The organism is Thioclava sp. GXIMD4216, assembly GCF_037949285.1.
GTDB lineage: Bacteria > Pseudomonadota > Alphaproteobacteria > Rhodobacterales > Rhodobacteraceae > Thioclava > Thioclava litoralis.
The window spans coordinates 439,085-458,587 of the sequence record NZ_CP149927.1; the positions used below are offsets into that span (position 1 = coordinate 439,085).

Annotated in this window: 18 protein-coding genes; 8 read left to right on the forward strand and 10 right to left on the reverse strand. The window is 63.6% G+C overall.

The features are described 5' to 3' along the window. Positions 1–56 precede the first annotated feature (56 nt). Entirely contained in the window at positions 57–974 is a 918-nt protein-coding gene (locus tag WDB88_RS15255; RefSeq protein ID WP_330647025.1) for a sugar ABC transporter substrate-binding protein, read from the reverse strand. A gap of 169 nt (positions 975–1,143) precedes the next feature. Continuing rightward, positions 1,144–2,163, reverse strand: coding sequence for an inositol 2-dehydrogenase (gene iolG / locus WDB88_RS15260; protein ID WP_330647023.1), 1,020 nt, complete (start codon positions 2,161–2,163; stop codon positions 1,144–1,146). Between the two features lie 211 nt (positions 2,164–2,374). Here iolG and WDB88_RS15265 point away from each other — a divergent pair, with 211 nt between their 5' ends. Beyond that, positions 2,375–3,412 (forward strand): LacI family DNA-binding transcriptional regulator, encoded by a 1,038-nt coding sequence (locus WDB88_RS15265; protein WP_330647022.1) that lies wholly within the window; start codon positions 2,375–2,377, stop codon positions 3,410–3,412. A 6-nt stretch (positions 3,413–3,418) separates the two neighbouring features. On the opposite strand, the gene WDB88_RS15270 is transcribed toward WDB88_RS15265, so the two are convergent. Further along, positions 3,419–4,003 (reverse strand): hypothetical protein, encoded by a 585-nt coding sequence (locus WDB88_RS15270; RefSeq protein ID WP_339109667.1) that lies wholly within the window; start codon positions 4,001–4,003, stop codon positions 3,419–3,421. A gap of 222 nt (positions 4,004–4,225) precedes the next feature. On the opposite strand from WDB88_RS15270, the gene urtA reads away from it, so the two are divergent. From urtA to urtE, 5 genes are all read left to right on the forward strand, one after another. Then, complete coding sequence (gene urtA, locus WDB88_RS15275; protein ID WP_339109668.1) at positions 4,226–5,422, forward strand: urea ABC transporter substrate-binding protein; 1,197 nt, start codon at positions 4,226–4,228, stop codon at positions 5,420–5,422. A 61-nt stretch (positions 5,423–5,483) separates the two neighbouring features. Then, positions 5,484–6,377: an urea ABC transporter permease subunit UrtB gene (urtB, locus tag WDB88_RS15280; protein ID WP_330647017.1), complete on the forward strand. Its 894-nt coding sequence runs from the start codon at positions 5,484–5,486 to the stop codon at positions 6,375–6,377. A gap of 1 nt (position 6,378) precedes the next feature. After that, the gene (gene urtC / locus WDB88_RS15285; RefSeq protein ID WP_339109669.1) at positions 6,379–7,440 is read left to right on the forward strand and encodes an urea ABC transporter permease subunit UrtC; all 1,062 of its coding nucleotides are present in this window, start codon (positions 6,379–6,381) and stop codon (positions 7,438–7,440) included. Continuing rightward, positions 7,437–8,207: an urea ABC transporter ATP-binding protein UrtD gene (urtD, locus tag WDB88_RS15290; RefSeq protein ID WP_339109670.1), complete on the forward strand. Its 771-nt coding sequence runs from the start codon at positions 7,437–7,439 to the stop codon at positions 8,205–8,207. The genes urtC and urtD overlap by 4 nt, the downstream gene beginning before the upstream one ends. Before the next feature lie 4 nt (positions 8,208–8,211). Next, on the forward strand, positions 8,212–8,931 hold the full coding sequence (urtE, locus tag WDB88_RS15295) for an urea ABC transporter ATP-binding subunit UrtE (protein WP_339109671.1): 720 nt from the start codon (positions 8,212–8,214) through the stop codon (positions 8,929–8,931). A gap of 24 nt (positions 8,932–8,955) precedes the next feature. Here the strand turns inward: urtE and WDB88_RS15300 are convergent, their stop codons facing one another. The 5 genes from WDB88_RS15300 to minC form a co-directional block, all read right to left on the reverse strand. Beyond that, positions 8,956–9,849, reverse strand: coding sequence for a DNA-binding response regulator (locus tag WDB88_RS15300; RefSeq protein ID WP_339109672.1), 894 nt, complete (start codon positions 9,847–9,849; stop codon positions 8,956–8,958). Next, on the reverse strand, positions 9,839–13,147 hold the full coding sequence (locus tag WDB88_RS15305) for an ATP-binding protein (RefSeq protein ID WP_339109673.1): 3,309 nt from the start codon (positions 13,145–13,147) through the stop codon (positions 9,839–9,841). The genes WDB88_RS15300 and WDB88_RS15305 overlap by 11 nt, the downstream gene beginning before the upstream one ends. A gap of 163 nt (positions 13,148–13,310) precedes the next feature. Continuing rightward, on the reverse strand, positions 13,311–13,589 hold the full coding sequence (minE, locus tag WDB88_RS15310) for a cell division topological specificity factor MinE (protein ID WP_330647010.1): 279 nt from the start codon (positions 13,587–13,589) through the stop codon (positions 13,311–13,313). Continuing rightward, positions 13,586–14,455 carry a septum site-determining protein MinD gene (minD, locus tag WDB88_RS15315; protein ID WP_330647009.1) on the reverse strand — a complete coding sequence of 290 codons (870 nt, stop codon included), beginning with the start codon at positions 14,453–14,455 and terminating at the stop codon, positions 13,586–13,588. The genes minE and minD overlap by 4 nt, the downstream gene beginning before the upstream one ends. After that, on the reverse strand, positions 14,452–15,291 hold the full coding sequence (gene minC / locus WDB88_RS15320) for a septum site-determining protein MinC (RefSeq protein WP_330647008.1): 840 nt from the start codon (positions 15,289–15,291) through the stop codon (positions 14,452–14,454). The genes minD and minC overlap by 4 nt, the downstream gene beginning before the upstream one ends. Before the next feature lie 275 nt (positions 15,292–15,566). Between minC and WDB88_RS15325 the strand changes: the two genes are divergently transcribed. Then, entirely contained in the window at positions 15,567–16,523 is a 957-nt protein-coding gene (locus WDB88_RS15325) for an ROK family protein (protein ID WP_339109674.1), read from the forward strand. 4 nt (positions 16,524–16,527) lie between these two features. Further along, positions 16,528–17,619 (forward strand): N-acetylglucosamine-6-phosphate deacetylase, encoded by a 1,092-nt coding sequence (locus WDB88_RS15330; RefSeq protein WP_339109675.1) that lies wholly within the window; start codon positions 16,528–16,530, stop codon positions 17,617–17,619. A 6-nt stretch (positions 17,620–17,625) separates the two neighbouring features. Here WDB88_RS15330 and WDB88_RS15335 read toward each other — a convergent pair whose 3' ends face one another. After that, complete coding sequence (locus WDB88_RS15335; RefSeq protein WP_330647005.1) at positions 17,626–18,162, reverse strand: response regulator; 537 nt, start codon at positions 18,160–18,162, stop codon at positions 17,626–17,628. Beyond that, positions 18,159–19,496, reverse strand: a complete 1,338-nt coding sequence (locus tag WDB88_RS15340; protein WP_330647003.1) for an ATP-binding protein — start codon at positions 19,494–19,496, stop codon at positions 18,159–18,161. The genes WDB88_RS15335 and WDB88_RS15340 overlap by 4 nt, the downstream gene beginning before the upstream one ends. Between the last annotated feature and the right edge of the window lie 7 nt (positions 19,497–19,503).

Sequence of the window (19,503 nt, forward strand, 5' to 3'; positions counted from 1 at the left end):
TTCGGGGCGTGTCGCGCCGGATGCCCGGCACGGGGCCGGACATCCGGTTCCGAAACTTAGCGGATTCCCTTGGCCGCAAGGTCGATGACCTGCGCGGCCTTGTCTTTGGTGATCAGGTTCGGCCCCGAGGGCACGTCCCCTGCAGGCATCAACCCGTATTTGGCATGCAGCGCAAGGAAGGAGACCGGCAGATAGCCCTGCAGGAACTGCTGCTGGTCGATCGCGAAAGCGGCATCGCCATCGGCCACCGATTGCAGGAAGGACGACGACATGTCGAAGGTCGCCACCAGCACATCATCGCGCCCAAGGGCCTTTACCGCCTTCACGGCAGGCTCCCCCACAAGCGGTGCCGAAAGACTGAGAACCGTGTTCACATCCGGATCGGATTCCAGCGCCGCACGCACCTTTGCCTGCACCTCTGCCGGATCGGTCATGGTCGGGATCACCGCAACCGGATGACCGAACCCTTCGGCAAAACCAGCGCAGCGCTGATCAAGCGAGACATTACCCACTTCCTGATTGACGCAGATGCCCTTGGTGCCGCCCATTTCCGACAGCTTCTCGCCTGCCGCCTTGCCCGCGTCGAATTCGGACTGGCCGACATGCAAAAGCGCGCCAAGCTGCTTGGACACATCGCCCCCCGAATTCATCGAGATGACGGGGATCCCCGCATCGACCGCGCGTTTGATCGACGGACCAAGCGCATCCGCATCGGGAATACTGACCACAAGCCCGTCCGGCTCCTGATTGACAGCGGCATCGATCAACTGGCTCATCTGCACCATATCGAAGGTTTCCGGCGAACGGAAATCGACAGTGACGCCGGTATCCTTGGCCGCCTCGACCGCGCCATTCTTCACAACCGACCAGAACGGGTCATTGGCCTGACCGTGGCTGACAACGATGATCTCTTGCGCCATCGCGGCACCGGCCATCATGGCGCTCAGAGCGACCGTAGCAAAAAGGGTCTTCATGCTTTCTCCTCCCAAAAAGGTCTTGGGCAGGGCGTGCCTCGCCGCCACCCGCATATGCTGGCAAAGCCGGAGGGCAGATTAACCCCGCCTCTCCCCGTGCGGCCGTTCCCCGAACCGGCTCCTCTTCCGGTGCAGGCCCGCACGGAGCCACTTTTCTAACGGCGGGGCCTCAGACGGCCTTCCGGTAGAAATCCTCTTGCAAATCCAGCGTGACCGCCTGACCGGTTCTGGCGGACTCGGTCGCGGCTTCGGCCATCGCCAAGGCGGCAATTCCATCCTCAAGCGTGCTGGGCATCGGTGCATTCTCCAGCACCGCCGACACGAATGCCTCCCATTCCGCCGCATAGGCGGGCATATAGCGTTCAAGGAAGAAATAGGTGGGCTTGGCACTCACGACGCCTGCCGTGGTCGACTTCACAACCGTATTTTCCAGCATATTCTGCGCCTGTAGCAGCCCGTCAGAGCCCAGAAGCTCGACACGCTGGTCATAGCCATACACCGCGCGGCGCGAATTCTTGATGACCGCGATCCGCCCGTCGGCATAGGTCAGCGTCACCACCGCAGTGTCCACATCCCCTGCCGCGCCGATCTCGGGATCAACGATAGAGCTTCCGACCGCGCGCACCGTGACAGGCACCTCGCCCATCAGGAAATTGGCCATATCGAAATCATGGATCATCATGTCGCGGAACAGCCCGCCCGACACTTTGATATAGGATACCGGCGGCGGCGCAGGGTCGAACGAAGTCACCGACAGCAGCTCGGATTTACCGATCTCGCCGCGCTGTGCGGCGGCTTTGAGCGCCGCGAAATTGGGATCGAACCGGCGGTTGAAGCCGATCATCACGGGCCGCCCGCTCAGACGTGCCGCCCCGAGACAGGCCCGCGCACGGGCCAGCGACAGATCCACGGGCTTTTCACATAAAACGGCTTTCCCCGCCGCTGTCGCCGCCTCGATCAGATCCGAATGGGTATCGGTCGAGGTCGCCACAAGCACCGCATCAATCGACGGATCACTCAGGATCTCTTCGGTGGAGCGCGCCTGCGCCCCGAATTTCGCAGCCAGCGCCTCGGCACCGGGGCGATGCACATCCGACACCGCCACCAAGCTGGAACGCGCGTTCCCCGCAATGTTTACCGCATGCACCTGCCCGATACGGCCAGCGCCGAGCAACCCAACTTTCAGCATATGATCCTCCCTGTGTGCAGCCCTCCTCAAGGCCGCGACACGACTCATTAATACCGCCGTTGCACGCGCGTGCAAGATAAATTTGCTCGCGAGTGCAAAATAGGTGGGCTAGCCTATTATTTGTCAGATACATTTTGGATTGCCCGCAGTTTGGGTGTAGGCAGACGGCAAATCTTTGCCGTGCCCTTACGGAAGACAGGACGGACCACCGATGAAAAAAGACCCCGCCCCGCAGCCTGCAGAGAGCTACGTCACCGCAGATGACGTCGCCCGCGCCGCCGGTGTGTCGCGCTGGACGGTCAATCGTGCCTTCCGCAAGGATGCCTCGATTTCCGAGAAGGCGCGCGAGAAGGTCCTACAGGCCGCGGCCGCGCTGGATTATATCCCCGACCTGCGTGCCGCCGCGCTGGCCTCGGCGCGCTCGTCCTCGGCACGGTCCAATCTGGTGGCACTCCTGATCGACGATTTCGCCAATCCGCACAAGCTGGTGATGCTGGAACATCTGACCCGCGCCCTGCGCCGTGGGGGCTGGGATATCCTGCTGGTCAATACGCTCGATACCGATGACACCGCCCCCGCCCTGCGCCATGCCAGCCAGCGTCGCGTCGATGCCACCATCCTGATCGGCATCCAGTTCCATGACGACATCCTGAATGCTGTGCAGCAGGGCGGACGCCAGCCCAAACTGATTGTCTTCGCGCGGACCTCGCAGAACGAAAATGTCATCTCGATTGCCGTCGATGACAGGGCCGCGACCCTGAAGATCGCACAATACATCACCCAGAAGGGCTTCCGAAAGCCGTTCTACCTTGCCGGACCGCGCACTTTCTCGGCGCATCTTCTGCGCAAGGAGACCTTCATGGAATACTGGGCCGACACCTATGGCAGCCAGCCGGAAACGCAATGGGTGGATGCCTATGATTCGCAAAAGGCCGAACGCCTGATCCGCCAGAGCCTGACGGGACGCGCCCCGCAGGATCTGCCCGATGTCATCGTCTGCGAGAATGACGCGCTGGCTTTGGGTACGATCGACGCGATCCGCCACGATCTGAAATTGCGCGTGCCCGAGGACATCGCGGTGATCGGCTTTGACGACGTTCCGCAAGCTGCCAGCCCGAATTACCGCCTGACGACCTATCAGCAGCCGCTGGGCGACATGGCCGCCTATCTGGTCGAGGTGCTGGACTCGCGTAGCCCGCTCAGCAGCAAGACGTTTCTGGGCCAGCTGATCATCCGCGAGACGGCCTGACCCGGCCTAGATCCGCCCCGCCGCACGGTGTTCAAGGGCCCGCCGCATCTCGGCCACTTCGCCCTCGCCGAAGCCGCGCAGACACAGGCGTTCGACCGGCGTCAGATCACACCAGAAACGGTAGAGCACATGGTCGCGTTCGGCCCGCGGGGCCTGCGCCATCCGCAGATCGTAGATCTTCTGCGCTGCCTCCAGAAGGCGCAGATGCAGGGCCGCCAGCAAGGGCGCAAAGGCCGCCCGTCCCCGCGCGGAATTGCGCAACCGCAGCAGCGCGGCTTCGCCGATGGTCATGGTCTGCGCCAAGCCCCAGCCCAGAATATCGGCGGCCCGATGGGGCGGACAGGGCAAATGGCCGGTCAGACCATAGGTCAGTTCCAGCACCCGCCGCTCTTCTGCCGGTAGCCCCAGAATAACCGCGACACAGGCGCGTTCCAGCGGATCCGATACATCGGCCAGACGTCCGCGTCGCGGCAGCTCACCATGCTCGCGGTGAGGCCGCGCGGGCTTGCGCCGCGCATCACGCATAGGCCCCGCACGCAATGTCTTGCGCACCAGACCATCGACCTTTGCAAGAAGATATTCCGCCAGCACTTTTTACCCTTTCACACGCCCTCCCCCGAAAAGAGTAGCGCGCCGCATCGGGTTTTCCGCTTGCGTTTCGGGCAAGGCTGCCATGCAGAGCGCGTGATAGGCCGCATCCGCCGCCTTTTGCCATACTCCCTTCGGTGCATATGCGGCACCCGCAAAGGCCCGCATGCTCTCCCCATGCCGCGCAACCATAAAGCGCGACGCCAACAACAACGGGGACGTTTCATGAAAAAGACCAATCTGACACTGGCCGCACTGGCTTTCGGCGCTGCTTCGGCGCAGAGCGCTCTGGCCGAAGACAGCGTGAATGTGGGTGTGCTGCAATCGCTTTCCGGCACGATGGCGATTTCGGAAGTCACTGTGAAAAACGCCGAAGTCATGGCGATTGACGAGATCAATGCCGCAGGCGGCGTGATGGGGCATCAGATCAAGGCGATCGTCGAGGATGGCGCTTCCGACCCCGCGATCTTCGCGCAAAAAGCCACCAAGCTGATTGAAAACGACAAGGTCGCCACCGTCTTCGGCGGCTGGACCTCGGCCTCGCGCAAGGCCATGCTGCCGGTCTTCGAGCGCACCGACAACCTGCTATGGTATCCGGTCCAGTTCGAGGGCAATGAATGCTCGGCCAATATCATGTATTCCGGCGCCCAGCCCAACCAGCAGATCCTGCCCGCCTATGAATGGGCCAAAGCCCAAGGCGACAAGAGCATCTTCCTTGTCGGCTCGGATTACGTGTTCCCGCGGACGGCCAACCTGATCGTGAAAAAACATATCGCCGAAGACGGGCTGACTATGGCGGGCGAGGAATATGTGCCGCTGGGTGGCACCGATTTCTCGGCCGTGATCGCCAAGATCCGCGCGGCCAAGCCCGATATCATCTTCAACACGCTCAATGGCGATTCCAACGTCTCCTTTTTCAAACAGCTGGCCGCTTCGGGCATCACGCTGGAAGACACGCCGGTCATGAGCTTCTCGATTGCCGAACAGGAAGCGCAAGCCATGGGCACCAAACTGGTGGCAGGCTCCTATGCCGCATGGAACTATTTCGAGACCCTCCCGGGTGAGGCGAACGAGAAATTCGTCGATGCCTACCGCGCGAAATTCGGCGCCGATGCCGCGATTACCGACCCGATGCTGCACGGCTATCTGGACGTCTACGCATGGAAAGCCGCTGTGGAAAAAGCAGGCAGCTTCGATGCCGATGCCGTGCGCAAAGCCGCCGTTGATCTGGATGTGGCAACGCCGATGGGCGATGTGGCCTTCGCGCCCAACCAGTCGCTGACCCAGACCGCCTATGTCGGCAAGCTCGACGACAAGGGCAAATTCGACATCGTCTGGAAATCCGAAGGCGAGATCGCGCCCGAACCCTATGACGCTCTCACCTTCCCCGGCAAATCCTGCGACCTGAGCGCAACCAACTGATCCCCGACTGGCCCCCGCGACATGTCGGGGGCCTCTTTCTCGAACATGCAGGAGACACCCCATGGTAGATGCAACCCTTCTTGTCGGGCAGATCTTCAACGGTTTCAGCGTCGCCTCGCTTTTCGTTCTTGCCGCCCTCGGTCTGGCGCTCAGCTTCGGGCTGATGCGGGTGATCAATATGGCGCATGGCGAAATGCTGATGCTGGGCGGCTATCTGGCCTATCTGACCTATCTCGTGGTTCCCGGACCGCTGGCCATTCTCGTCGCGATCCCCGTGGCTTTCCTTGGCGCGGCCCTCTTGGGCGGCGTGATGGAGCTGACCGTGGTGCGCAAACTGTCCGCCCGCCCGCTTGATACGCTGCTGGCCACTTGGGGCGTCAGCCTGATCCTGCAACAGGCCGCGCGCTCGATCTTCGGGCCGATTGGCGTGGGTGTGACCGCGCCCGACTGGCTGAACACCGGCTTCATGCTGGGGGGCGTCTATTTCCCCTCGACCCGTCTTTTCATTCTGGGCGTGGCCGTTCTGGTGCTGCTGGCGCTGGGGCTTCTGATCGCCCGCACCCGCCTTGGTCTTCTGGTGCGCGCCGTCAATCAGGACCGCATGATGGCCGCAGCCTCGGGCATCAATGTCCGCCGCGTCGATCTGGCCGTCTTCTGCCTTGGCACCGGCATCGCGGGGCTTGCGGGCGTTGTTCTCTCGCTCCTTGGGCCAGTTACCCCTAGTGTCGGGCAAAGCTATATCGTTCCGGCCTTCCTTGTGGTGGTGATGGGCGGTCTCGGGTCCATGGTCGGCACCACGATTGCCGCCATCATCCTCGGGCTTGTCTCGGCAATCAGCCAGATCTTCCTTGATGTCTCGATGAGCCAGGTTCTGATGCTGCTGGCCGTGATCATCTTCCTGCAATTCCGCCCGCAAGGCGTGGTGGCCACCCGTTCGCGCGCTCTGGAGGATTAAGATGACCGCATTACACCGCTATGGCTGGATCGCCGTGCTGGCTCTGGCCGCTCTCGCACCCTCTTTCGTGTCGTCTTACGACCTCAACCTGCTGGGCCGCTTTCTGGCCATGGGCATCCTTGCCATCGGCATCGTGCTGATCTGGGGCGAGGCAGGCATCCTCAGCCTCGGCCAAGGCGTCTTCTTCGGCTTGGGCGGCTATTCCATCGCCATGTATATGAAGCTGGCCTCGCTACCGTCGGGCAGCCTGCCCGATTTCATGGAATGGTCGGGCGTGATGGCGCTGCCGTGGTGGTGGGCCCCCTTCGCCAACCCCGTTTTCGCGCTGGCGGCGATCATCGTGATCCCCACCGCTTTCGCCGCGCTTTTCTCGTGGCTTGTGTTCCGCCGCCGCATCGTGGGGGTCTATTTCGCGCTGATCACCCAAGCCGTCGCCCTTACCTTCGCCACGCTGCTGACCAGCCAGCAGAACACTACGGGCGGCTATAACGGGCTGACGGGCTTTACCGGTATCTTCGGCCTGCCGCTTGGCACGCCCGAGACCAACCGCATCCTCTATTTCGTCACGCTGGCGCTGCTGGTGGTGGTCTTCGCCTTCTCGAAATGGCTGACCGGATCGCGCTATGGCACGCTTCTGCGCGCCACCCGTGACGGCGAGAATCGCGTGCGCTTTCTGGGCTATAACACCACCCCCTATAAGGTCGTGGCCTTCGCCTTCGCGGGCATGTTCGCCTCGATCGCCGGTGCGCTCTTTACCCTGCACGCAGGCGTGGTGTCGCCCGCTTTTGTCGGCGTTGTCCCCTCCATCGAGATGGTGGTCTGGGTCGCCGTCGGAGGCCGTCACAGCCTCTGGGGCGCGGTGCTGGGGGCGCTCGTCGTCAACCTCGCCAAGGATGTGATCTCCTCGGCCATGCCCGAAGCCTGGCTCTATGTGCTGGGCCTCGTCTTCATCCTGACCGTGATGTTCCTGCCAAATGGGATCGCCGGTCTGATCGAAGACCTGATCGAGAAATCCCGCAACCGCCGCATCCCCGAAGCGGACCTCGTGGAGGAGCCGAAATGAACGCCTATAGCCCAATGACCCCCGACCCCTATATCCTGAAACTCGATGGTATCACGGTGGATTTTGACGGGTTCAAAGCCATCGACAACTTCTCGATGACGCTCGAACGCGGCCAGCTGCGGGTGCTGATCGGCCCCAATGGCGCGGGCAAATCCACGCTTTGCGATACGATCATCGGGCGGGTGCAATCGGCGGCTGGTACCGTCACCTTCAACGGTGCCGATATCACCAACCTCCCCGAATTCGAGATCGTCCGCCGCGGTATCTGCCGCAAATTCCAGACGCCGGGGGTGCTGCCCTCGCTGACCGTGCGCGATAACCTTCTGGTCTCGGCGCGCCGCGACCGCCGCTGGTGGAAGGGATTGGGGCACGGGGCCAAACGCGAAGAGGCCGAGAAGGTCGAGGCGCTGCTTGACAAGATTGGCCTGACCGAGAGGGCAGAGACCTTCGCGCGCGATCTGGCGCATGGCGAGAAGCAATGGCTCGAGATCGGGATGGTGGTCGCAACGGGGGCCGAGTTGCTCTTGCTGGACGAACCCACCGCAGGGATGGGCCCGAATGAAACCTCCAAGACCGCCAAGCTGATCCATTCCCTCTTGGGCGAGCATGCGGTGCTGGTGATCGACCACGATATGGCCTTCGTCGAGGAACTGGGTGCCAAGGTCACCGTGATGCATCAGGGCAAGTTCCTGAAACAGGGTTCGGTTGCCGATGTGCGCGCCGATCCGGAAGTCGCCGCCGTCTACCTTGGCCGCGCAAAGGAGTAACCATATGAACAGCCTCTTGAAAATGGAGCGCGTCGGCGCAGGCTACGGCCAAAGCCCCGTGTTGTTCGACATCGACCTGAATGTGGCGCGTGGCGGAGCGCTGGCGCTGATCGGGCGCAATGGCGTGGGCAAAACCACCCTTCTGCGCACCATCATGGGCGTGCAGAAGGCCACCCGTGGCCGCATCACGCTGGACGGGGCGGATGTGACACAGGCCAAGCCGCATGAGCGCTCCCGCGCAGGCATCGGCTTTGTGCCGCAGGGCCGCCATGTCTTCCCGCATCTCAGCGTCGAGGAAAACCTGCTGTCGGGGCTTTCCGCTTTGGCGGGGCGCGGTAAGGGGCTGATTGCCAAGGGCATTCCCGACCATATCTTCGACCTCTTCCCCAAGCTTGACCAGATCCGCCACCGCAAGGCGGGCGTTCTGTCGGGTGGTGAGCAACAGCAGCTGGCCATCGGTCGTGCGCTTTGTGGTCAGCCGAAGCTTTTGCTGCTGGACGAGCCGACCGAAGGTATCCAGCCCAATGTTGTCCAGCAGATTGAAGACGCCCTGCGGCGCGTGCGCAGCGAGCTGGGGGTGACCATTGTCATCGTCGAGCAATATCTCGATTTCGCATGGTCCTTTGCCGATGACTATTGCGTGCTGCAACGCGGGCGGCAGGTGCGTCAGGGGCGCACCACAGAGGATACCGCCGCCGAGGTCGCCCATCTGGTCAATGTCTGATGTGTGACATCTGGTCCGAGCAGTTCATCCCTGCTCGGACAGCACCTGCACCGCCATCGCCGCCGCAGTGGCCCGATTTTCCACGGATAATTTGGCATAGATCTGCAAAAGGTGCTTTTTCACCGTGGCGACCGAATTTCCCAAAATGTCGGCTATGTCCTGATTGGACTTGCCAGCGGCAACCCAGACCAGCACCTCGGCCTCGCGCTGGGTCAGCGGAAAACGCCCGCGCAGGATCTCTTCGCGCAGGCCCGGACGGTCTTCGGTGACGCGGAACAGATATTCACCCTCGCGCACGGGGTTGAGGTAATGGAACCCGATCTCGGCCTCGCCCAAGGGCACCACCGCCGTGCTGCCCGTCTGACGGGTCAGCGACAGAAGCTGCCCCACCAGCGCATCGGTCAGCAGCAGCTGCCCGCCATGAAACAGCCCGCCCAGCAGGTCTTCGGCGCGCGGCGTGGACCACAGGATACGCCCGCCGCCATCCATCGCCAGCAAGGACCGCCCCGTCGCATCCAGCGCCGCCCGCGCCCCTTCGGCCAAACGCGCATTCAGCAGATGCACGCGGATACGGGCGATCAATTCCTCAAGCTTGATCGGTTTTGTGACATAATCGACGCCGCCTGCCGCCAATCCGGCCACCACATGTTCGGTATCTGACAATCCGGTCATGAAGATCACAGGGATATTCTCACGCCCCGGCGTCTGTTTGATAGCCCGCGTGGTGGCAAAGCCATCCAGCCCCGGCATCACCGCATCCATCAAGATCACATGCGGCGCGATCTTGCCCAGAAGATCCAGCGCCGCCTGACCCGAGGTCGCCACCAGCACCGTCATTCCCTCGCGCTCCAGCGTATCGGTCAACAGCCCCAGCGTCTGCGGCGTGTCATCCACGATCAACACGATATCATCCGTCATCGCGCCCCTCCTCCATCATCATCCGCACCTGCTGCGCAAGGCGCGGCAGTTCGAACCCCTGCGCAAGCTGCAGCCACTGCGCAACCGATCCTTCAGGACAGTCCTCCAGAATATCCAACACCCCGCGCCGATGCCCGATTTCCGCCGCCGCAAGCAGCCGTTCCAGCAGATCGGCGGGCAGATCGGGCTTTGCCGGACGCTCCGCCGGTCTCGCATCATATAGCCAGTCAATCTGCAAAAGCCCGCCAATCTCCGCCAGCAGCGCATCCAGATCCACCGGCTTCGACAGGAACCCGTCCTGAAGCCCCGCCCCTTCGGCCTGACTGTCATGGGCATTGCCCGACAGCATCACCACGCGCATCTCGGGGTCCAGCGCGCGCAACCGTGCCGCCACCTCCCAACCGCTCATGCCGGGCATGGTGATATCCAGCACCGCCAGATCGGGGCGCAGCGCGGGGGCCAGCCGCAAAGCTTCGGCCCCGTTCTGCGCCACCACCACCTGAAAGCCCAAAGGCGCCAGTATCCGGCGTAACAACGCCAGATGATCGGCATCATCATCCACCAGAAGCAGGCGCTTGCGCGGCCCCTCATAGCCCAGAACCGGCCGCGCGCCCGTTGGCAGAAGGTCACCACCTGCCTCGAACATCAGCAGTTGCACCACCATCCGCGTGCCCTCGCCGGCCACACTTTCCACGCGGATATGCCCGCCCATGATCTCGACCAGCAGCTTGGTAATGGTCAGCCCCAGCCCGGTGCCGGGCACCAGATCGGCGCGGCTGCCCCGGTCGAACGGATCAAAAATACGTTTCAGATCTTCGGGGGCAATGCCGATGCCGGTGTCGAAAATCTCGACCTCCAGCAGATGGTTGCGATAGCGCAGACGTAACCCTACCTGACCACGGTCCGTAAATTTCACCGCATTGGACAACAGGTTGATCAGCACCTGCCGCAGCCGTTTGCGGTCCACCAGCACCTGACGCGGCAGCCAGCCCTGACGGTCATAGACAAAATCCAAGCCCTTCGCCTCGGCCTGAAAGCGGAAGATCTCGGCCAGCTGGTCCAACAGTTCGGGCAGCGCGACGCGATCACGCGCCAGCACCAGCGTGCCGCTTTCCACCCGCGAGATATCCTGAAGCCCGTCCACCAGATCCGTCAGATGCTCGGCCGAGCGCCGGATCACCCCCACCGCCGAAGGCGCAGCGGACAGATCGCGCTCCATCAGCTGGGCATAGCCATAGATCGCATTGAGCGGCGAGCGTATTTCATGGCTGAGACCGGTCAGAAAGCGCGATTTGGCGAAATTGGCGGCCTCGGCCACCTCGCGCGCCTGACGGGCCTGCGCCTCGGCCTGTTCGCGCGCGCCCACCTCGCGGCGCAGCGCCTCGGCCTGCCGCTCGAACTCGTCCTCGACCTGACGGCGGTTCTCATGCGCCAGCACGAAGAACCACGCCATCAGCCCCGACAGGATCGCCAGCGCCACGAAAATCACCCAGAAAGCCGAGCCGACCGCCTGTGCCGAGCCTGCCGCCATCCCGCGCGTCACCTGATGGCGCACCGCCCCCAGAAGCCCCGCCGTCGCCAGAACAAACACGGTCGCCAGCCCCGCAACCTGCCCGATCCGCGCCCGCCTGCGGGGCGAGAGCCGTGCCGGCAGGGCCCGTTCGGACAGCGCGCGGATCTGTTGCGACAGCCGCGCCTGCGGTTTGCACAGATCACGGCACCGCCCCTCCAGCGAACAGCACAGCGAACAGATCGCCACACCATAGGCCGGACATTGGGCCATATCCTCGGGGTCGAACCGGTTGCCACAAATCCCGCATCCACACAGCCCGTCCGCTGCAGGGGCAATCTGCGACCCCCGCGCAATGTAGAAACGCCCCCGCGTCGTCCAAGCCAGAAGCGGCGCGGCGATAAAAGCCACCACCAGACCGGCGGGCACACAGAAGGCCTGCGCCAAGGGCCCCAGCCACCCCGTCAGGCACAGCACCGACACCAGCACCGACAGCGCCATCGCACCACAGCCCACGGGGTTGATGTCATAAAGATGGGCGCGTTTGAATTCGATCAGCTTGGGCGACAGCCCCAGCGGCTTGGCAATCGCCAGATCGCCCGCCACAGCCCCCAGCCAGCCCACCGCCAGAATGCCGTAAAGATCCAGAATGCTTTCCAGCGCGCCAAAGACACCAAGCTCCATCAGCATCAGCGCCAACGCGGTGTTGAACACCAGCCAGACCACACGTCCCGGATGGTTATGGGTCAGCCGCGAAAAGAAGTTCGACCATGCGATCGAACCGGCATAGGCATTGGTCACATTGATCTTGACCTGCGCAACACAGACCAGCACCCCCATCGCGATCAATGCCAGAACCGGATTGCCCAGCAGCGTGCCGAAGGCCAGATCGAAGGCGATGGCGGGTTGGGCGGCCAGATCGGGCGCGATGCCTGCACGGATTGCCATGACCGTCAGCCATGAGCCAAGCATGATCTTGGCACCGGCAATCAGCACCCAGCCCGGCCCCGCCATGCCCAGTGCCAGACGCCTGCGCCAGCTTTTGCCCTCGGGGAGGAAGCGCAGATAATCGACCTGTTCGCCAATCTGCGGCAAGAGCGACAGCAGCAATGACAGCCCCGCACCGATCTGCAGCAGATCGACGCCCGATGCCGCGCCGCCAAAGCCCAGCCAAGACGCCATATCGGGCACCGTGTCTTCCGTTCCCGCCACCGCAAGCACCAGAAGCGGTGCCAGTTGCAACCCCAGCCATAGCGGTTGGCTCAGGCGTTGCATCCGCGAAATGCGCCGGATGCCGAAGGCCGCAATCGGAAGCACCACCAGCGCCGACACCAGATGCCCCAGCCACAGGGGCATCCCGAGCGCCAGATTGAGCGCCACCGACATGATCGAAGCCTCGATCGCAAACAGCACGAAGGTGAAAGACGCATAGACAAGCGAGGTCACCGTCGAGCCGATATAGCCAAAGCCCGCGCCCCGCGTCAGCAGGTCGATATCCAGCCCCGAACGCGCCGCATTCCGCGTGATCGGCCAGCCCACCAGCAGCGCCAGCACCACAAGCCCCGCCACCGCAGCCAGCGTGTCGCGGGTGCCATGCGCCAGTGTCAGCGACCCGCCAATCGCCTCGCAGGCCAGAAAAGCCAGCGCCCCGATGGCCGTATGGGCCACACGCGACGGGCGTAACCGCGCCCGCCTTGCGGTAAAGCGCAGCGCGAAATCCTCCAGCGTCTCGTTCGCCGCCCATTGATTATACTCACGACGCTCGGGCGCGATGAACTGATGGCGCAAGGCATGTCCTTTCCGGTCTCTTCCTCCGGTTAGGACGGGGGAAGACCAAGGCGCAAGTCATGCGGCATGATAGCCGCCCGAAAAGACGGCCTTTGCCTATATATCAGGCAAAAGAAAGCCGGGGCCAATGGCCCCGGCAGATCATGGCGCAAAGTGTGGGCGCTCAGGCTTTGTCCGCCTTGGCGGGTTTCGATGGCATCTCGATGTTGATTTCGAGACTTTCGATATCGTCACCGCGCTCCATGCGGATATCGACCTCTTCATCGGCCACTTCGACATATTTGCGGATCACCGCGATGATATCGCGTTGCAGCTGCGGCAGGTAATCCCCGCCCGAGGAGTTCGAGCCGCGCTCATGCGCCAGCAGGATCTGCAGGCGCTCTTTGGCGGCATTGGCGGTCTGCTTGCGACGGGGTTTGAGAGAAAATCCGAAAAGGCTCATGCCGACCGCCCGAAGATGCGGCCCAGAAGGCCGGGTTTCTTTTCACCTTCGACCTTCATCTCGACTTTCTCGCCCAGCAGACGCGCAACCGCATCCTCATAGGCGCGACCTGCCGAAGACGGATCGTCCAGCGTGACCGGCGTGCCCACATTGGACGCACGCAGCACGGCGGGGCTTTCGGGCACGATCCCCAGAAGCGGCACGGCCAGAATTTCCAGCACGTCTTCCACGGTCATCATCTCGCCCTTGTCGATACGGGCCTGATCGTGACGGGTCAGCAGAACCTGCGCCTTCACGCCGGTGCCGTCCTTCTCGGCGCGCTGGGTTTTTGACGCCAGCAGGCCCAGAACGCGGTCGCTATCGCGCACCGAAGACACTTCGGGGTTGGTCACAACGACCGCCTCATCGGCGAAATACATCGCCAGCTGGGCGCCGCGTTCGATCCCTGCGGGGCTGTCGCAGATGATATAGTCGAACTCTTTCTTCAGCTCGTTCAGCACCTCTTCCACGCCCTCTTTGGTCAGCGCGTCCTTGTCGCGCGTCTGCGAGGTCGGCAGGATCTGCAGCGTTTCAACGCGCTTGTCCTTGATCAGCGCCTGTTTCAGACGGGCATCGCCCTGAATGACGTTGATAAAGTCAAAGACCACACGGCGTTCGCAGCCCATGATCATATCGAGGTTGCGCAGCCCCACATCGAAATCGATGACAACGGTGCGGAAACCGCGTTTGGCCAGACCTGCCGAAATCGCTGCGGCAGAGGTCGTCTTGCCAACGCCCCCCTTGCCCGAGGTGATGACGATCACCCGACCGAGCGGCGGCTTTTCCTTCAGCTCTTCCTTGGCCTTATCTGTGGTTTGGGTGCTCATGCAAAGGTCTCCATGCATAGTCTGTCATCTTCGAGCCAAGCCTGCACAGCCCGATGGCGCAGGTCGTCTCCGATGGTTTCACTGGTACGGTAAAGGCCCGCCACGGCCAGAAGTTCGGCATCAAGATCACGGCAGAAGATCCGGCAGCTTTCATCGCCGAACACACCTGCCATCGCGCGCCCGCGCAGCGCGCCATAGACGTGGATATTGCCCGCGGCCACCAATTCGGCCCCCGAGGCCACCGAGCCCAGCACGATCAGGTCGCCATGTTCGGCCACAATCTGCTGGCCCGAGCGCACGGGATTGCGGATGGTCAGGGTCTGGGCGGGGGCTGCGGCAGGCTGGTCGGCCTCTGTCTCGGCCTCCGCCTCGACCGTTTGGCCCTTGTTCTGGCCAAGCTGGTGGGCCCCGTTCTGGCCCTTGGGGTTCAGCGGCTTGCGCGGCTCGTGCACCGGCCCGTCCCGTCCGCTGATCACCGGAATCAGCCCAAGCTGGTCGGCAGTCTCGCGCTGCGCCTTATTGGCGTTCTGCACCCCGAAAACCGACAGATTGCGCGCGCGCATCTGGGCCACGAGGTCTTGAATGGCTTCGGGCTTGGCAAAGCCGGGCACATCAGCGAAATCGATGACCATAGGCGAGCCGACAAGAAGCTGCGGCGTCTTCTCGAGCTGTTGATCAAGCGCGGTATAGAAAGCCTCGTCCGGCGTGTCGGATTCCATACGCAGCGCGATTGCGGTCAGGAACCGGCCACGGAAATGGAAGGGCCGTACAACGGCCGGGGGCGCGTCGGCCCGGCTGCGGATATCGTCTTTCGCCACGACGAAACTGCTCCTCATTTGATGGGCCCCGTCCCGAGACCCGATTCAGGGTTCGACTCAGGATCGCCCATTTTGATGTTTGCCCCTCTCTTGCCACTATGGACAGGGGTCTGTGAAGCTTGACGCTACGGATTGCGCGGGTTCCTGCCGCCCACCGGCCGGATCGGATGACTTAAGCTGTGCTGATGGAGGGGCGTATAACGCATGCCCTTGCGGAATGTGAAGCAAATTCCGGCACTGGCGGTGAAAAGCTCTTGCCGCTAATCTGGCGCAAGACAAAAGGAGGCGCGTCGATGGCGGCAGCTACAGCCAAAACCTATCCGAACGCGATTGCCGGAGGCATCGATCTGGGGGGCACCAAGATCGAGGCGCGTTTGTTCGGCGCAGGCTATCAGAGCCTTGAAGCGACCCGCTTTCCTACGCCGACCGATACCGTCGAGACGTTCCTCCAAGCGCTGTCCAAAGCCATCCGCTGGCTGGAGGAGACTTCTGGACGCGGGTCCAGATTGCCGATCGGCATCGGCCTTCCGGGGATCATCAACCCGTTCAACGGCGCGGCAATGGCCGCCAATATTCCGGTGACCGGCCTTGACCTGCCCGCCGCCATCGCCCGCAAGATCGGGCGCAAGATCCCGCTGATCAATGACGGGCAGGCCTTTGCCCTGTCCGAGGCACATGGCGGGGCCGGTCTAGGCGCGCGCTCGGTTCTGGGGCTGATCATGGGCACGGGCATCGGGGCGGGCCATGTGCTGGACGGCGCGCTGCCCTACCGGCGCAACATCGCAGGGATCGAGGCCGGACATCTGGGCCTGCCAGCGCCGCTGCTTGAACGGCACGGCCTGCCGATCCGCCCCTGTGGCTGCGGCAGGAAGGGATGTTTTGAAACCTATCTTGCCGGTCCGGGGCTGCGCCGGATCTGCCAGCACAAACTGGGCCACGCCCTGCCCCCCGAGGATCTGGGGGCGGCGGTGGCGAATGGCGACCCTGCGGCCACCGGCGTGCTGGAGATCTGGGCCGCGCTGGCCGCCCAACTGCTGTTGACGCTGCATCTGACCCTTGATCCGGATTGCATCATTCTGGGCGGCGGGCTGTCGCAACTGCCTCAGGTCACCGACCATCTGGCGCGGGCTTTCACCCGTGTGCGGCTTGGCCCGATGGCGCTGCCCGACTTGCGGCTGGCGGCGCATGGGGATAGTTCGGGCGCACGCGGCGCGGCCATTCTGGCGGTGCAGGAAGCGGCAAAGGAATAGCATCATGATCGTCATCGCCAAGCGCGGCTGGGTCGCGGGACAGTTCTGCGGACCGCTGCGGCTGGAGGTGGTGCAGGGCCGTCTGGTCGGGTTTCGGGCTGCAGAGGCGGGAGAAACCGGCGATCTAGAGGTCGGGTTTGCCGGTCCGGCGCTGACCGATCTGCAGGTCAATGGCGCAGGCGGTGTGATGCTGAACTCGCGCCCCGATGCCGAAGGGATCGCCCATATCATCCGCACGCTGCGCCTGCGGGGCACGAGCTGGGCCATGCCCACGCTGATCACCTGCGAGCCCGAGCGCCTGACCCGCGCGGTCGATGCCGCAATCGAGGCCTTCGGGATGGAGGGGTTTGTGGGCCTGCATATCGAGGGGCCGCATCTCAACCCCGCCAAGCGCGGCACCCATCAGGCGCAGTTCATCCGCCCCTTCGATGACCGCACGATGACGGATCTGCAGCGGCTGCGCGCGCGGGATATTCCGGTGATGCTGACGCTGGCCCCCGAATGTGTGCCCCTGCCGGTGATCCAGGAGCTGGCGCGAATGGGGGTTGTGGTCTCGGGCGGGCATAGCATGGCCGATGCCGCACAAACCCGCGCGGCCCTTGCGGCGGGGCTGCGCTGTTTCACCCATCTCTACAACGCCATGCCCGCCATGACCTCGCGCGCGCCCAATCTGCTGGGGGCCGCCATCGCCTCGGAGGCCTATGCGGGCATCATCCTCGACGGCCACCATGTGGATTTCACGATGGCGCAGATTGCCTGTCAGGCGCGCCCGCTGCCCGACCGGATGTTCATGGTCTCGGATGCGATGGCCACGATTGGCGGCCCCGACCATTTCGAGCTTTATGGCCAGACGATCCGCCTCAAGGACGGGGCGCTGGTCAATGCCGAGGGTGCGCTGGCGGGGGCCCATACCGATCTGGTGCACTGCCTGCGCAATGCGGTGACGCGAATGGGCATGACCGTCGAGACCGCCTATCGCATGGCGGCACTGGTGCCGCGCGATGCTATGGGGCTGGCGCGTCCCGATCTTACGGCGGGCCTGCCGGTGGCCGAGCTGCTGCTGCTTGATGACCAGCTGCAGCATGTCACGGTGTAGCGATGCCTAGCGCAGCTGACGCTTGGCCAGTTTGCGCGCCAGTGTCCGGCGGTGCATCCCCAGTTGCCGCGCCGCCTCGGAGATATTGAAATCGGTGGCGCGCAGCACTTCCTGAATGCGTTCCCATTCATTCACCCGAATGCCCCCCGAGGCCTGCCCCAAGGCCAGATCCGTCTCGCCCGCGCCACGCGCGAAAGCGGCCTCGATCTCGGCGGCGGTGGCGGGCTTGGCCAGATAATGCCCCGCACCCAGCTTGATCGCCTCGACCGCTGTGGCAATCGAGGCAAAGCCTGTCAGCACGACGATCCGCGGCGCCGGATCAAGCGCGGCCAGCTCGCGCACGCATTCCAGCCCGTTCCGCCCCGGAAGCTTCAGATCCACCAGCGCAAAATCGGGCGGGGATTGCGCCGCCACGATGGCCGCCTCTTCGGTCGAACCGGCCTGCGACACCGCAAAGCCGCGCCGTGTCATGGCCTCGGTCAATGTCTCCGCCAGGGCGGAATCATCCTCGACGATCAGCAAGTTACGCACCGCTTCTGTCATGTCTCGTCCTCTTTCAACGGCAGGCTCAGTCGCACCCGCGCACCACCTTCCGCCCTGTTCTCGACCGACCAGTCCCCGCCCAGCCGACGCACGGCATTGGAAACCAGATACAGCCCGAACCCCCGACCGGGGTCGCCCTTGCCCGCCGCCATAGGCCGCACCGGATGATCCAGCACCGCCTGCGGAAATCCCGGACCATCATCGTCAAACACCACCACCAGATGACCGGCCTCGCGATGCGCCGACAGGGTCATATGGCGCGCGCCTGCCTGCTGGGCATTGGTCAGGATATTGCGCAGCGCCTGTTCCAGCATCGTATCGGCAATCAGCGCCGCCCCCAGCACCGGCGCGGGCCGCATCTCCACCTCCAGCGCGCCCCCGTCCTCGCGCCAGTCGGTGATCACCTCGTCCAGAAATTCGCCCGCAGGCAGCGCCTCGGCCAGATCCAGCCGGTCAAGCCCTGCGGCAAAAAGCATGCCGCTGACAATATGTCGGCACCGTGCCAGCTCTTGCTGCATCCGCGCCAGAACCTTTTCGCGGCGTGGACTGTCGGGAATGCCGCTTTCGTGCCATTCATCCAGCGTTACCGCCAGAGTGGTCAGCGGTGTGCCCAGATCATGGGCCGTGCTGGAGGCCATCACCCCCAGACGCACGAAATGCTCGTCTTCCACCAGTTTCTGCCGCAAGACCGCAATCTGCGCATCCCGCGCCGCCAGATTGCGCCGCAGCCCGCTGACAAACCATGTCAGAAGCCCCGCCGCCAGCACGAAGCTGAGAAACATTCCCAGCAGATGCAGGCCGAAAAACCCGTCGCCGGTCATCTGGGTCATTTGCTCCGGCCCCATCGCCGGCAGTCGCAGCGGACGACCGTGGCGCAGCAGCCAGAAATGCGCCGCCGCGGCCGCAGACAGGATGAAAATCACCTGCGGCATGGGGGCCAGCAGCAATCCCAGCATCACCTGCAAGATGAACAGCGTCACGAAAGGATTGGCCGCCCCGCCGCTGAAATACAAAAGCACGGTCAGCGCCGCGATGTCGATCAGCAGCTCGACGGTCACGATCCAGTCGGAAACGGCCAGCCCCTTGCAACAGCGCCAGAGCGCAAAGAGATTGATCGCGCAGGACAGCCCGATCACCGCCATCATCTCGGGCACCGGCAGATCCGCGCCCAGATAGAGCACGGTCACCGCAATCGCCAGCGCCTGCCCCGCAAGGGCAATCCAGCGCAGCCGGATCAGCAGCGCCAGATTGCGGCGTCCGGTATCTTCGGACAGCGCCCGAATGGCGTCATCGGGGTCGCCGGAGGCGGCAGGCGGCAGGACAGGTGTCTTCATCGGACCT

What these genes read in the sequence shown, in the direction of transcription:
- WDB88_RS15255 (WP_330647025.1), bottom strand. Translation starts at nt 974, where the DNA reads ATGAAGACCCTTTTTGCTACGGTCGCTCTGAGCGCCATGATGGCCGGT.
- iolG (WP_330647023.1), bottom strand. Translation starts at nt 2,163, where the DNA reads ATGCTGAAAGTTGGGTTGCTCGGCGCTGGCCGTATCGGGCAGGTGCAT.
- WDB88_RS15265 (WP_330647022.1), top strand. Translation starts at nt 2,375, where the DNA reads ATGAAAAAAGACCCCGCCCCGCAGCCTGCAGAGAGCTACGTCACCGCA.
- urtA (WP_339109668.1), top strand. Translation starts at nt 4,226, where the DNA reads ATGAAAAAGACCAATCTGACACTGGCCGCACTGGCTTTCGGCGCTGCT.
- urtB (WP_330647017.1), top strand. Translation starts at nt 5,484, where the DNA reads ATGGTAGATGCAACCCTTCTTGTCGGGCAGATCTTCAACGGTTTCAGC.
- urtC (WP_339109669.1), top strand. Translation starts at nt 6,379, where the DNA reads ATGACCGCATTACACCGCTATGGCTGGATCGCCGTGCTGGCTCTGGCC.
- urtD (WP_339109670.1), top strand. Translation starts at nt 7,437, where the DNA reads ATGAACGCCTATAGCCCAATGACCCCCGACCCCTATATCCTGAAACTC.
- urtE (WP_339109671.1), top strand. Translation starts at nt 8,212, where the DNA reads ATGAACAGCCTCTTGAAAATGGAGCGCGTCGGCGCAGGCTACGGCCAA.
- WDB88_RS15300 (WP_339109672.1), bottom strand. Translation starts at nt 9,849, where the DNA reads ATGACGGATGATATCGTGTTGATCGTGGATGACACGCCGCAGACGCTG.
- minE (WP_330647010.1), bottom strand. Translation starts at nt 13,589, where the DNA reads ATGAGCCTTTTCGGATTTTCTCTCAAACCCCGTCGCAAGCAGACCGCC.
- minD (WP_330647009.1), bottom strand. Translation starts at nt 14,455, where the DNA reads ATGAGCACCCAAACCACAGATAAGGCCAAGGAAGAGCTGAAGGAAAAG.
- minC (WP_330647008.1), bottom strand. Translation starts at nt 15,291, where the DNA reads ATGAGGAGCAGTTTCGTCGTGGCGAAAGACGATATCCGCAGCCGGGCC.
- WDB88_RS15325 (WP_339109674.1), top strand. Translation starts at nt 15,567, where the DNA reads ATGGCGGCAGCTACAGCCAAAACCTATCCGAACGCGATTGCCGGAGGC.
- WDB88_RS15330 (WP_339109675.1), top strand. Translation starts at nt 16,528, where the DNA reads ATGATCGTCATCGCCAAGCGCGGCTGGGTCGCGGGACAGTTCTGCGGA.
- WDB88_RS15335 (WP_330647005.1), bottom strand. Translation starts at nt 18,162, where the DNA reads ATGACAGAAGCGGTGCGTAACTTGCTGATCGTCGAGGATGATTCCGCC.
- WDB88_RS15340 (WP_330647003.1), bottom strand. Translation starts at nt 19,496, where the DNA reads ATGAAGACACCTGTCCTGCCGCCTGCCGCCTCCGGCGACCCCGATGAC.